The organism is Pirellulales bacterium (assembly GCA_019636335.1).
Classification (GTDB): Bacteria; Planctomycetota; Planctomycetia; order Pirellulales; family JAEUIK01; genus JAHBXR01.
Map to the genome: position 1 here is coordinate 36842 of JAHBXR010000035.1, position 13181 is coordinate 50022.

Sequence of the window (13181 nt, forward strand, 5' to 3'; positions counted from 1 at the left end):
CCGCGGCTGCGTGAGCTTTCCAGAGGCGCGATCAGAACTCCAAGCGCCGGAAGGCCCGCATCCCGATCGAGAGGGGGATCGTCGTCGCCGCGATGCCCAGCAGGAGGCTGGCCATCGCTCCCATGCCGATCCACCAGCGCAGGCGTTCGGGATCGAAGACCATGCCCTGCGGATCGCCATCTTGCGTGGCGAGGTAGAAGTGGCATGGCACGGCCGTGAGCAGCACCACGGCCACGATGTAAATGGCGCTGAGCACCAGGTTCAGCGTGCCGCCGAAGCCGGCCGCGATCTTCGTGGGGGATTCCTCGCGCAGGTTCGGCATGCGCGCGCCGAGCCCCACCGCGATGCCGGAGAGACCCAGGCACAGCAGCAGGCAGGTCGCCTGATGAATCGCCAGGATGAGGGGTTCGACGCGGAGCATGAGATCGCTCAACAGCACGAGCGTCGCACAGGGGATGATGGCGCCGATCGAGGCGAAGAGAAACTTGCTCCACAAGATCGTATCGCGATCGATCGGCAATCTCCCCAGGATCCAAAAGCGCCGCCCTTCGAGACTGATCATCGGAAAGATGAAGCGGCTTGTGAACGTGGAGAGAATCAGCCCCACCACCGCCACGTTGAGGAAACTGACCATGTTGACCCAGGTCTTATGGTTGATGTCGTAGCTCAGGCGGCGGATATTGAGGAAGTAGAGCCCCAGCAATCCGAAGAAGATGAGAAACTGCGACCACTGCACCGGGTCGCGGCGGAAGAGACGCAGATCTTTCACGATCAGGGTGCGCATCGTGCGGGGCAAAAAGAACAGCCCCCAGCCAAAGATGCGATCCAACCACAGCGCCGCCGCGCGCGTGCGGCTGCTCCCCTGTCCCTCGACGAGCCAATAGCCGGGGCGCAGCAGGTAGCCCGAGGCCCAGACGGCCAACTGATGCAGCACGAGCGCGTTCGACAGGGTGACGGCCAGGAACATCATCGCTTCGGCCGGATCGTGGGCGGCGCCCGTCAGCAGGCCGGTCGCCAGCCACCAACTTGGCAAGAGGCGATGCTCGCTGAACGACAGGCGCGAGATGACGTCTTGAAACCAGTCCGGGGTCATCAGCCGGGCCTCGGGGGCCCGCCAGTTGTTCCAGGCCACCCACAGCGTCAGCACGACGGCGGCCAGGCCCGCGGCGATGAGCACCTGGCGCCAGCGGCGCGGCAGCCAGCGCACGATCACCATGCACAAGATCGCGCCGATGCTCCCCGGGATGTAGATGAACGTGACGAGGAAGGGAATCGCCAGCACGAAGTAGTACCAGGGGGCGACGGCGGCCAGCCCGTAGGCCAGCAGCATGGGGCTGCCCAGCAGGACGAAGCCCCAACTGCTGAAGAGCATCGCCTCTTGGAACTTGTGCAGGAAGATGCGCTCGCTGCGCGCCGGCGTGGTGAGCAGAAAGCGGACCTCGCGCGTGCGATACAGCCCGCCATAGAGAATGATCGCCGAGGAGAAGATGAGCATCACCATCAACGAGGCGAAGAAGATGCTGAAGATGGCCCGCACGGTCTGATCGTGCGTGGCGGTATGCGTCATCGTCGACCGCAAGAAGATGAACGAGTCGAAGAAGAGCACGAACAGCGCCAGCCAGAAGATGGCCGTCAAGAAGATGACGAGCGTGACCCGCAACCGCGACGCGGCGAGCGTCTGTCGCAAGCCGTTCGTCACCAGCCTGGCCCGCAGGCGATGAAATGCGCGCGCTTCGGATTGTACATCGAGCAGCGCGGCGCGACTTGGATGATGGCTGGACATGAACGGTTGCCAACGGGCGAGAACGAACCGGACTGAAAGTGAAAGTGGCACGGGCCGCCGGCCTGTGCGGTGTTGGTGTTGGCTATGCACAGGCCGGCGGCCCGTGCCACTTCGATTGGTCAACTCCCCCGGCGGGTCCGTTCCTCGGCGGCCGCCGTCATTTCCAGGAACAATCGTTCGAGCGAACCATCGTGGACTTCGAGGGCGGCGCGCAACTCGGGCACCGTGCCCAGGAAGAGCAACTGGCCGTGATCGATGATGCCGAAGCGGTCGGCGATCTCTTCGACCACGTCGAGCGTGTGGGTCGACATGAAGATGGTCACCCCTTCGTCTGCCTTGCGGCGCAGCAGGTCTTTCACCAGTCGGACGCTGCGCGGATCGAGTCCCACCATCGGCTCATCGATCACCAGTACCTCGGGATCGTGCAGCAGCGACGAGGCGAAGACGACGCGCTGCTTCATGCCGTGCGAGTAGCTTTCGGTCAATTGATCGACGAAGTCGTCCAGCTCGAAGGAGGCGATTTCGCGGGCGATGCGTTCCTCGGCGACGGCCCGCGGCAGTCCGTACATCTCGGCCACGAACTCGAGGAATTCGCGTCCCGTCAGCTTCTCGTAGAGGTAGGGCTCATCCGGAATGTAGCCCAGCACGCGGCTGGCCTCGCGCTGCTGGCGGACCACGTCGTAGCCACTGAGTTGAATGCTGCCGGCGGTCGGGCGCAGCAGCCCGACGAGCATCTTGATCGTGGTGGTCTTGCCGGCGCCGTTGGGCCCCAGAAAGGCGAACAGCTCGCCCGTGGGCACGATGAGATCGAGTCCCGCCACGGCCGTCTTGCGGCCGTAACTGCGTGCGACTTGCTTGATTTCGATCATGGTGCGGCCGCCTCTTGGGGGATTCCGCCCGCGGCCTTCGAGGGGACGGGGGGCGGCGCCACGGTCATCCGCTCGAATCGCAGCCAGCCATTCATCATCTCGGCGTCTTGTCGCAGGACGCGGCCATCGGGATGAACCCAGACTCGGCCGCGTGGCGATTGATCCTCGGCGCCGTGGGCGTGGTTGTCGTCGTGGTAGACGACGAGCCAGGCATTCACGAGCTTGTTGTCCCAGATGATCGGCTCGCGCCGCGCCACCTCGGCGTGCAAGACCTCCATGGGATGGTTGGGCGGGTGGAAGGGGCTGTAGACCGGCACAGTCCAGCGCTGGTGCAGGCGCAAGCCAGGGAGGTTGGCGTGCGGCGACATCGAATCGCTCACGACGCTGTCGGCCGCCAGGTAGGCGCGCGTCGTATAGTGGAATCCCCCCGAGCTGAGATTCAACTGCAACTGGTTGTCTTCGACCACGCCGCGCAGGCGGACGGCCTCGGGGAGCGTGCCGACCTTGAGGATCGATTCGAAGCTGCCCAGGCGTCCCAAGGGGTCGATCTCGAGCAGCGTTTCGACCGACATATCGAGGTCGCGCGGCACGCCCTTGAACAGGTTAATGAACGCCCCGAGCCGGAAGGGGCTGAGCTTGTCGAGGGGTACCTGGCGCAGATCGACGCGCGATTCGACCTGCATGACGCCGTCGAGATTGCGCCGCGCCGTGCTGGCGGCCTCGCCCACGGGCTGGTCATCCCAGAAGATATTCCAACCGACAGTCGCCTCTTCGGGCGTTTGCTCGGCGCCGGCGAAGATCGTGCGGTAGGTGGGGGGCTCTCCGACCAGCAGCGAGGGGACGACCTTGGCCAAAATGAGCCAGCCCATGGTCGTCAGCCAGAACAGCCCGACCACGACATTGAACCAGCGGCTCAGCATGGCGTTTCTCGTCCGGGGCGAGGGGGGACGGTGCCCAAGGGACAGCCTCTTCTCGGCAGCGTCCGAGGCACGCAGCAGGGCCGCTCGCCGCGGTCCTGGCCCTTCAATGGTCGCGAAGTTGTACGGACTTGTCCACTCGGAAGTTCCGCTGACGAGGCAATTTATGCCCTTTCCCGGGCTCCTCGCCGTGGCCGGCCATGGACCGACGGACGGGAGACGGCTCACCTTGCGTACACCCGCTGAACCGATATACTGGGCGGTTCGACACTTATTAACGATCTTGGCTATGGCATGGCGCGCGGAGAGGTTCGATGGCTCGGAATTGCGAAGTTTGCGGAAAAGGCCCCCAGGTCGGCAATCGGGTCACCACGCGCGGTAAGGCCAAGTACCTCGGCGGCGTCGGTACCAAAGTCACCGGCATTACGCGTCGCCAGTTCAAGCCGAACCTGCAGACGCTGCGGGTCACCGTGAACGGCACGAACAAGACCCTGCGCGTCTGCACGCAATGTATCCGCAGTGGCGCCGTGACGAAGCGCATCGCCGCGGCTCCCTTCCGTCTGCCCACCAGCACGGCCTAGGGCCTCGGGCATTGGCTCAAACAGTTCTGGCCGCAGGCTCCGGGGTGCCACTGGCGATGCCAGTGTTCTTTCGAATCGCCGCGTCAGATTCCACGGGTTTGACCGGGTTCCCAACGGCCTCGATCATCCGTAATCTGTGAAATCTGTGGATCGACTCTTTTTCAGGATGGCGAGTAAGCCATGAGTCTGACGCGTGCCGATGTCGAGAAGGTCTCTCTGCTGGGGCGATTGCTCCTCTCGCCCGAGGAGCTCGACACGATGACCACTCAGCTCAGCCAGGTGGTCGACTACATGAACCTGCTGGCCGAGCTCGACACCGACGGCGTCGAGCCGATGGCGCACGCGGTCGAGATGTCGAACGTCTTTCGCGCCGATGAAGTCACCCCTTCGCTCGACCGCAAAGCGGCGCTGGCGAATGCCCCCCACCACGACGACGAATGCTATCTCGTGCCCGCCGTGCTGGGCGAATAGCAGACTGCGAGTGCGTTGAACCATGTCGTCTCTGATCGAGCTATCGGCCACGGAACTTCACGCTCAACTGACGAGCGGCAAGGTCACGTCGGTCGAGGTGACCCGGGCGTTTCTCGATCGGATCGCCGCGCACGACGGCGCGGTACATGCCTTTCTGCGCGTCGATCGTGACGCCGCCCTGGCTCGTGCCGCCGAAATCGACCAGCGCCGCGCCGGTGGCGCCAAGCTGGGCCGACTCGCCGGATTGCCGGTCGCGGTGAAGGACGTGCTCTGCACCCAGGGCGAACCGACGACCTGCGGCTCGAAGATCCTCGAACACTTCCGTCCACCCTACGACGCCACCGTCATCGAGCGGCTCAAGGCGGCCGACGCCGTGCTCATCGGTCGCACGAACATGGACGAGTTCGCCATGGGGGGCTCGACCGAAAACTCCGCCTATGGCGCGACGGGCAACCCCTGGGACGTGACGCGCATTCCTGGCGGCTCGAGCGGTGGCGCCGCGGCCTGTATCGCTGCCTCGATGGCGCCGCTGTCGATCGGCACCGACACGGGGGGCTCGATCCGCCAGCCGGCCGGTCTCTGCGGCGTGACGGGTTTGAAGCCCACCTATGGCCGCGTGAGCCGCTACGGGCTCGTGGCCTTTGCGAGCAGTCTCGATCAGATCGGTCCGCTCGCCCGCACGGCGGAAGATGCGGCGTTGCTACTCGAAGTGATCGCCGGACACGACGCCAAGGATTCCACCTCGGTCGATCGGCCGGTGCCCGACTATCATGCGAGCGCCCGGCAGCCGCTCAAAGGGCTGACACTCGGACTGGTGCGCGAGCACTTCGGAGCAGGGCTCGAGAGTGAAGTCGAGCAGGCGGTGCGCGAGGCGGTGCGCGTGTATGAGTCGCTGGGCGCGAAGGTGAAGGAGATCTCGCTGCCGCACGGCAAGTACGCGGTGGCGGCATATTACGTGATTGCCCCGAGCGAGGCCTCGAGCAACCTGGCCCGCTACGACGCGGCCCACTACGGTTATCGCACGCCCGAGGAGCCGATGATCGCGCGGCTCGAAAAAGAGCACGCCGCACTCGAGAAGGCGGGCAACGAGAAAGCGCTGGCCAACCACGACAACGCCCTGGTGCGGATGTACCGCCAGAGCCGCGCCGAAGGTTTCGGCGCCGAGGTGAAGCGCCGCATCATGCTCGGCACGTATGCCTTGAGCGCCGGCTACTACGACGCCTATTACCTGAAGGCCCTCAAGGTCCGTCGCCTGATTCGCCGCGACTACGACGAGGCGTTCCAGCAGGTCGATCTCATTGTCGGCCCCGTCACCACCTCGCCGGCGTTCAAGATTGGCGAAAAGGTCGACGATCCGCTGGCGATGTATCTCGTCGACTTGTACACAGTGAGCGCGAACCTGGCGGGCATCGGCGGCATCGCCTTCCCCTGCGGATTCAGCGCGAGTGGCTTGCCGATCGGCCTGCAACTGCAGGGGCCGGCGTTCGAGGAAGAACGATTGCTCCGCGGCGCCGCCATGTTCCAACAGGCCACCGACTGGCACACGCGGAGGCCCCACCTCCGATGAGCGACAAGCACGACTACACCGTAGTGATCGGACTCGAGGTCCACGTGCAGCTTGCCACCGCGAGCAAGTTGTTCTGCGGCTGCAGCACGAAGTTCGGCGCGCCGCCGAATACGCAGACCTGCCCCGTGTGCATCGGCATGCCGGGCACGCTGCCGGTGATGAACCGCCGCGCCTACGAGTTGGGGCTGCGCACGGCGATCGCGCTGAACTGCCAGATCGCCGGTTACACGAAGTGGGACCGCAAGAACTACTACTATCCCGACCTGCCGAAGGGCTACCAGATCAGCCAATACGACTTGCCTTTCAGCCACGACGGCTGGCTCGAGATCAACGACGCGAAAGGTGCCTTCGAGCCGAAGCGGATCGGCATCATCCGCGCGCATCTCGAGGAAGACGCCGGCAAGAGCATGCACGACGAAGTGGCCGGCCGCGCCGATAGCCGCATCGACTTGAATCGCACCGGCACGCCGCTGTTGGAGATCGTCAGCCAGCCCGACATGCGCTCCCCCGCCGAAGCGAAGGCGTACCTCACCGAGCTCAAGTTGCTGCTCACCTATCTTGGCGTCTCCGACTGCAACATGCAGGAAGGCAGCCTGCGGGTTGATGCGAACGTGAACCTGCACGTGCATTTGCCCGAGGGGAAGATCGCCACGCCAATCGTCGAAGTGAAGAACATGAACAGCTTCCGCGCGGTCGAGCGGGCGCTGACCTACGAAGCCGCGCGACAGTACGACGTGTGGGTCGAGACGGGCAACAAGATCGGCGACGTGCCGAAGCAGACGCGCGGCTGGGACGACGCCGCGAACGTCACGCGCGGCCAGCGCCACAAGGAAGAGTCGAGCGACTATCGCTACTTCCCCGAGCCGGACCTGGTGCCGGTGACCGTGACCGAACAGGAGATCGAAGCGGCCCGAGCCGGCCTGGGCGAATTGCCCGCGGCACTGCGAGATCGCCTGGTGAAAGAACGTGGCATTACGGCTTACGATAGCGACGTGCTGGTGAATCAGGGTCTGCCGCTGGTGCAATACTTCACGGAACTGGCCGATCTGGTGGGGGACGCGAAGATGGCCAGCAACTGGATCCAGCAAGACGTGCTCCGCACGCTGTCGGAAAAAAACCTCTCGATCGAGGCGTTTTCCATGCGACCCGATCGTCTGGCGGGTCTGCTGCAAAAAGTCCGCGCGGGAGAACTCGACACGAGCCGTGCCCGCGAGGTCTTCGTCGACATGCTCGACAAGGGGCAATCGGCCGACGAGGCGATGCAGGCCCGTGGCATCACGAAGGTGGACGAGAGCGAGCTGGTCGCGTTGTGCGAAGAGCTGCTGGCGGCGAACCCGAAGATCGTGGCGGACATTAAAGAGGGCAAACTTCAAGCGGCCGGCAATCTGATCGGCCAGGCCAAAAAGCGCAACCCGAACGTCAACCCCGGCAGGTTCCGGGAGCTGGTGCTGGAAGTCGTGGCGCGAATGGCGTAGTGGTTTTTGGCGTTCGTTGGGCCGGCTCATGCGAATTCGCTGCGCGGTCTTGCGTGTGAATCGTCTCAAGATGGTCTTTTGCGTTTTCGTGGTTTTGAGCGGTCGATTCCACGGCACTTTGCGTGGGTCGCGGGTGGCCGATTCTTTTTGGCACGTAGTGCAAGTGGTGTTCGCTGTGAAGATTACGAGCGGGGCTTGAGCTATTGGATGGCTATACACGGTTTCTCTCGCAATCCAGCCGCGCGGGTGGATATCGCGCGTTTTATGGCAGGGAACGCATCCAAGTTCAGTCTCAATAAGCGGTGAGGTCCACCCACGAAGGTGGAATGGGGGAATCAACGAACGGCGGCGGCGCGCGACAGGCGACGTTGCCGCATGAATTCTTGACTCCGCCATTGCAACAAACTGGAATGCAGTTGTGATTCTACCATTCATGTAGAGGTAGAGCCGTCGATTGCCGAGTTGAGACTTGTTTCCGGCACGCAAGAATAATGATGTTAGATACTGATGCTGAGCCACCGCGCTTGGGGGACGTCTGTGGTGTGAGTTCCCCACCGCTCTACGAAAAGTCCCGGAGTTCACAGACTCGGCGATGGTGGCATTGGATCCCGGTCCCATCTTTTGCCGTGTGTTGCGCAACGACACTCGGCATACTCGCCTCGTATCTGATCTGGATGCATCTGGATGCGCAGTACTCCGGAGTTCTGCACTTGGCAAAGTGGCAGATGGGAGTGCTCGCGTATGAGAACAATCCATCCGCTGATTTCGTCATGGAGCTGGCGCGCGGACGCGATCGTCTCGGCCCGCGACTCGTGCTCTTCGGCGCCTTGGCATTGATAGCAACTCTCGCCGCGATAGGAGCAATGATTCACTTCGCACTGCGCGGGACGATCCGCCGCATGTTGGCAATCGTGTGTATCGTGAGCGTTTGGCTTGCGTTCTGGAGTTCGTACGATCGGCTTCATGAGTGGGCCGTAGTGCGACACGTTCGACGTGAGTTGTCCCGTTTTCGCGTCGTGGCGGTTGATCTATCGCGACACTGGCCAACCGAACATGGAACGTTGGTTGAAGCTGGCGAGTATTTTGCGTACCCCGACGAGCATCCCAATCTGTTGGCTTTGTACCAACGTCGTGGTAATCCTCGGCGTCTCGATTTCGGTCACTTGATCGAGCGATCCGATGAGGAGGCGCTGCGATTCGCAGTCACCGGACCGGCAGAATACCAGATTGAATTTCACCCTGGCGGCAGCGAACCGAAGTCGTATACAAGCGGCCTGGGATCGCCGCTTACCATGCGTTCGGCGATTCCGCTTGACGAATATGGCTGGTGGCTTGTTCGTTATCGTTAATGGTCCTAGCCCTCTGCATCACCTGCGCCCGCGCCGATTCGTCCACGCGTACGGTACAAAACCGGTGGCGATTAGGCCGAGTCCGATCACGCACACCAGCGGCGTCGCCCAGACCATGCTTACCAGTAGGAACACATAGAAGGCGATGAACACGAGCGGCACCAGCGGGTAGCCCCACGTGCGATAGGGCCGCACACGCTCAGGATCGCGGATGCGGAAGAGGAACACGCTCGCTACCGCGGCGAAGTAGAACAACGAGCCCCCGAAGACTGTGTAGCTGGTGAGTAGCTCGAAGAGCGTGTGATCGGGGTCGGGGCTCAAGTCGCCGGCCAATACGAGCACGCACGACCAGATCGACAGGCCCGCGATCGCCACGGTGGGCGTGCCGGTGCGCGGGTCGATGTGCCGTAGCGGTTTCAGCGGTGCGTGGTCGCGCGCCACGGCAAAGAGCACGCGCGGACCGACCAGGATATTCGCATTTAGCGCGCCGAAGATCGAGATCATCATCAGCGCCAGCACCGCGTTCCGCCCCCAGGGGCCGATGAGGGTCTCGACGACCGTTACGGCCGGCACCGGCGCGGCCGCGATCGCGCTCGAGGGAAGCGTGAGGTGGTAACCCAGGTTCGCGCCGGCGTAGAGGACCGTGAGCAGAATGACGCCGCCGCCGAGGGCCAGCGGGATATTGCGCTTGGGGTTTTTTATTTCTTCGGCCACGACGGTGACCATGCCCCAGCCATCGTAGGCCCACATGATGCCGGAGAGGGCGAGGCCGATGCCGCTGATGAGCCCGAAGGTCCACGTCTCGGGCCAGAGCCCGGTGAGGGCCACGCGTTCGTGTCCGGCAGCAATAAAGGGGAGCAGGGCCAGCACGGCCACGCAGCCCGCCTTAACGATCGTCGTCAGGTTCTGCACAACACCGCCCCAGCGCGTGCCGATGATGTTGATCACGCCCAGGAAGCCAATCGCCCAGGCGGCGGTCACCTTCTGGAACAAGCCGCGGCTCGCGTCGGTGAAGGTGAAGCCCGCCGCTTCGCACACGCCGACCATCGAGATCGACATCGCCACGGCGAGCGCGGCGGTCGAGCCGCTGCGAATGACCCAGAACTCGGCCCAGGCCCAGAGATAGCCCCAAAGGCGACCGTAGGCTTCGCACAGGAAGACGTAGGTGCCGCCGGCGTGCGGGAACATGGCCGAGAGCTCGGCCAGCGTGAGCGCGCCGCACAGATTGACGATGCCGCAGAAGACCCACAGGCCGAGGATCAGCCCGACGTAGCCTTCGGTCGCTTTCGCCACCTGGTTGGGCACGATAAAGATGCCCGAGCCGATGACGCCGCCGACGACGATCGTGACGGCGGTGAAGAGCCCCAGCACCGGCGCGAGGGTGCGGCCATCGAGGGGCGGGGCGATGACGGGATCGTCGGTGGGATTCTCTGGCTGCATGTAGCCGGTAGCATAACGGCGGGGAGCATACGTGTCACGCAGTCGCGGAGCGAGGAGGAGACGCGGAGATAGAAGCTTGAGGATTAGTCGAAAGGGTTAATTGCCTTGCCTGGTATTGGTAGGCGCGCTCATCGACACTTGTTGTCGGGGCATATTTGTTGACGATTCGGTGCAGACCTTCCTTCATGGTGGCTCCGCCGAAATTGATGAGCAGCCCGACTGGATCCATTATTATCCTCAACCAGAATCAGTCCCATTCTAGCATTTCCTCCCGCAGCTTCTCCGCGGCTCCGTATGAGCCTTTTTTCTGGCAGCACTTATCGGCTTAGCGCGTCGGTCGCTACATTGCTCTAGGTTCTCTTCGTCTCTCCACGGACACTCTAGATCTCCATGCCCTCACAAGAATCGAACGACGAATACGATGTCGACGACGAACTCGATGAAGAAAGCGGCGACTGGCGACCGCTGGGTTGGGATCGCATCACCTCCGAGCCGATTACGCTCAAGGCCACGATCGGTCGCTGGACGATGTTCTTCACGCTGCTCGTTTTTGGCGCCTGCTGGAACGGCGTCATCGGCCTGGGCGTGTGGAGCGTCGCCCATGACTTTCTGCGCGGCTCGCCCAACTGGGCGCTCTCGCTCCTTCTGCTCCCCTTTGTCGCCATCGGGCTGGCACTGCTGTGGGGCATCGTCTACACATTTCTACAGACCTTCAATCCGGTGCCGACGATGACGCTCAGCTCGGGCGCGGCTCCGCTCGGCGCCGATGTCGATCTCACCTGGGTCTTTACCGGCGCGACGAGTCGCCTGAATCGCGTTTTGATCGAACTGGAAGGGCGCGAAGAGGCCACCTATCGCCGCGGCACCTCGACCAGCACCGACAAGAGCGTTTTCGCGCGCATCACCGTCGTCGACACCACGGACTCCGTCGAGATGGAAAGTGGCACGACGACCTTTCGCGTGCCGACCCATTCCATGCACTCGTTCGATAGCGGTCGCAACAAGATCGTTTGGCACTTGCACATCAAGGGGGAAGTCGCCTTCTGGCCTGACGTCAGCGAGGAATATCCCATCATCGTCTTGCCCCACGTCGGTGCCCTGGATTTGCAACAATGACGAAATCGAGCCTGCGCGTTACCGACGGTCGCAAGGCGTTCGAGCCAGGCGAAACCATCCAGCTCGTTGCCGAATGGGCCTGTTCGCCGGCGCCCGAGCGCGCCGAGGTGCGGCTGCTCTGGTACACGCGCGGCAAGGGGGATACCGACCGCTCGCTGGTCGATACCATCACGCTCGACGCTCCCCAGGCCAACGACCGCCGCACGGTGAAGTTGCACCTGCCCGAGGCTCCCTACAGCTTTTCGGGCACACTCATTTCACTCATCTGGGCCGTGCGGCTGGAATTGTTCGGCGCGGCGAAGTCGAAACAGATCGACATCGTCGTCTCTCCACTCTCGTGCGAAGTCGTGCTGAACACCTGGCGCCCACCCAGCTCGATCGTCGGCGACGACCACGATGATGATGACGGCGAAGATGACGACCCGTTCGACGGTACGCGACGATGAAAGCCCGCGAGAATCCCTTTGCCGTGGATCGCGTGCTCGAGATTCGCTACGAGCTACCGGGCGAATCGCTTGACGACCTGCTCGCGCGCTTGGAGCGACTTGGCGGACGCGGCGCGATCGTCGGCCCGCACGGGTCGGGCAAGACGACGTTGCTCGAGGACATTGCGGCGCGATTGGAGCGCCGCGGCCAACGTGTGTACTTGCTGCGCCTATCGGCCGAACGCCGTACGATCCCACGCGAAACCATGTGCTCGTTGAGCGAGCGTCTCGGCGCGCAAGATGCCGTCCTGTGCGATGGCGCAGAGCAACTGAACCCGCTCGCCTGGCGCAGATTTCGCTTCCGCGTCCGTCAAGCGGGTGTGCTGATTGCGACGACCCATTGCGCCGGTCGCTTGCCGACGCTGCTCGAAACGCGCACCACGCCGGAATTGCTCGAATCGATCGTCCGGCGACTGCTGAACGAGCCGGCGGCCGTATTTCCCTTCTCGGTTCCGGCCCTTTTCGCGCGTCACGCGGGCAATGTGCGCGATGCCCTGCGAGAACTCTACGATCGGTACGCCCACGATGAGTACGCACTCGACTTTACCTCGAACCAGCGGAACGCCTGAACAAACACCGGTGATGTTTTTCCGATCGCATGCGAGCTCACTCAAGTCCGTGAGGCTCTACTCTTTTTCGTCAGTCGCCGCGGACAAATCGTGATAGCCTGCGGGCGGATCGGTGCTGAAGAGCGCCTCATCGAGCGGGGCGTCGAAGACGATGTCGCGCTGCACGAATTCACTGTTCGACATCTTCGGATCGGTGGAGCGGATCGTGGTTTCGATACGCACCGGCAACTTCGACCGCGGGTCGACCCAGTAGGTGCGCGTATACGTCGACGTGCCGGCGGCGCGTTCGCGTGTTGCGACTAATTGAAAGCCGCTGACGAGCCGTCCATCCATTTCGCGATCGGATAGTTTTTTCGCCTGATCGAGAGGAACGGTGCGGATCGCTGCGTAAAAATCGGCTTGCGGCAAGGGCCCAAGTTTTTCCTTGTGTACTTTGCCTTTGTCGTCGATGCCCATCACTTCGCGTTCGATAACGTAGCCCTTGTCTGCCGGAAAGAGTGTCATGAATTTGCCCTCCGCGTAATCCGAGATCATGACGTAATGCTTGGGTCCCTGGCCT

The 13181-nt window shown here is 63.0% G+C and carries 13 protein-coding genes; 8 read left to right on the forward strand and 5 right to left on the reverse strand.

Features of this window, described 5'->3' with window-relative positions; translation table 11 throughout:
- Nucleotides 1–31: 31 nt before the first annotated feature.
- The 3 genes from KF708_23130 to KF708_23140 form a co-directional block, all read right to left on the reverse strand.
- Nucleotides 32–1783: a hypothetical protein gene (locus KF708_23130; GenBank protein MBX3415597.1), complete on the reverse strand. Its 1752-nt coding sequence runs from the start codon at nucleotides 1781–1783 to the stop codon at nucleotides 32–34.
- A gap of 119 nt (nucleotides 1784–1902) precedes the next feature.
- Complete coding sequence (locus KF708_23135; GenBank protein ID MBX3415598.1) at nucleotides 1903–2652, reverse strand: ABC transporter ATP-binding protein; 750 nt, start codon at nucleotides 2650–2652, stop codon at nucleotides 1903–1905.
- Nucleotides 2649–3572, reverse strand: coding sequence for a hypothetical protein (locus tag KF708_23140; protein MBX3415599.1), 924 nt, complete (start codon nucleotides 3570–3572; stop codon nucleotides 2649–2651). The genes KF708_23135 and KF708_23140 overlap by 4 nt, the downstream gene beginning before the upstream one ends.
- Before the next feature lie 311 nt (nucleotides 3573–3883).
- Between KF708_23140 and rpmB the strand changes: the two genes are divergently transcribed.
- The 5 genes from rpmB to KF708_23165 all read left to right on the forward strand — a co-directional run bounded on the left by rpmB (nucleotide 3884) and on the right by KF708_23165 (nucleotide 9012).
- Complete coding sequence (gene rpmB / locus KF708_23145; GenBank protein MBX3415600.1) at nucleotides 3884–4150, forward strand: 50S ribosomal protein L28; 267 nt, start codon at nucleotides 3884–3886, stop codon at nucleotides 4148–4150.
- A gap of 180 nt (nucleotides 4151–4330) precedes the next feature.
- Entirely contained in the window at nucleotides 4331–4621 is a 291-nt protein-coding gene (gatC, locus tag KF708_23150; GenBank protein MBX3415601.1) for an Asp-tRNA(Asn)/Glu-tRNA(Gln) amidotransferase subunit GatC, read from the forward strand.
- Nucleotides 4622–4655: 34 nt separating this feature from the next.
- Nucleotides 4656–6188, forward strand: coding sequence for an Asp-tRNA(Asn)/Glu-tRNA(Gln) amidotransferase subunit GatA (gene gatA, locus KF708_23155; GenBank protein MBX3415602.1), 1533 nt, complete (start codon nucleotides 4656–4658; stop codon nucleotides 6186–6188).
- Nucleotides 6185–7663: an Asp-tRNA(Asn)/Glu-tRNA(Gln) amidotransferase subunit GatB gene (gatB, locus tag KF708_23160; GenBank protein ID MBX3415603.1), complete on the forward strand. Its 1479-nt coding sequence runs from the start codon at nucleotides 6185–6187 to the stop codon at nucleotides 7661–7663. The genes gatA and gatB overlap by 4 nt, the downstream gene beginning before the upstream one ends.
- A 710-nt stretch (nucleotides 7664–8373) precedes the next feature.
- The gene (locus KF708_23165) at nucleotides 8374–9012 is read left to right on the forward strand and encodes a hypothetical protein (protein ID MBX3415604.1); all 639 of its coding nucleotides are present in this window, start codon (nucleotides 8374–8376) and stop codon (nucleotides 9010–9012) included.
- An 18-nt stretch (nucleotides 9013–9030) separates the two neighbouring features.
- Here the strand turns inward: KF708_23165 and KF708_23170 are convergent, their stop codons facing one another.
- Nucleotides 9031–10452 (reverse strand): amino acid permease, encoded by a 1422-nt coding sequence (locus KF708_23170; GenBank protein MBX3415605.1) that lies wholly within the window; start codon nucleotides 10450–10452, stop codon nucleotides 9031–9033.
- A 390-nt stretch (nucleotides 10453–10842) separates the two neighbouring features.
- On the opposite strand from KF708_23170, the gene KF708_23175 reads away from it, so the two are divergent.
- The 3 genes from KF708_23175 to KF708_23185 are packed head-to-tail and all read left to right on the forward strand — an operon-like array spanning nucleotide 10843 to nucleotide 12622.
- Nucleotides 10843–11568 (forward strand): hypothetical protein, encoded by a 726-nt coding sequence (locus KF708_23175; GenBank protein MBX3415606.1) that lies wholly within the window; start codon nucleotides 10843–10845, stop codon nucleotides 11566–11568.
- Nucleotides 11565–12014, forward strand: a complete 450-nt coding sequence (locus KF708_23180) for a hypothetical protein (GenBank protein ID MBX3415607.1) — start codon at nucleotides 11565–11567, stop codon at nucleotides 12012–12014. The genes KF708_23175 and KF708_23180 overlap by 4 nt, the downstream gene beginning before the upstream one ends.
- Nucleotides 12011–12622, forward strand: a complete 612-nt coding sequence (locus tag KF708_23185; GenBank protein ID MBX3415608.1) for a hypothetical protein — start codon at nucleotides 12011–12013, stop codon at nucleotides 12620–12622. Before KF708_23180 ends, KF708_23185 begins: the two co-directional genes overlap by 4 nt.
- A gap of 57 nt (nucleotides 12623–12679) precedes the next feature.
- Here the strand turns inward: KF708_23185 and KF708_23190 are convergent.
- Nucleotides 12680–13181: hypothetical protein (locus tag KF708_23190; protein ID MBX3415609.1), on the reverse strand; the 502-nt coding region annotated here is incomplete at its 5' end.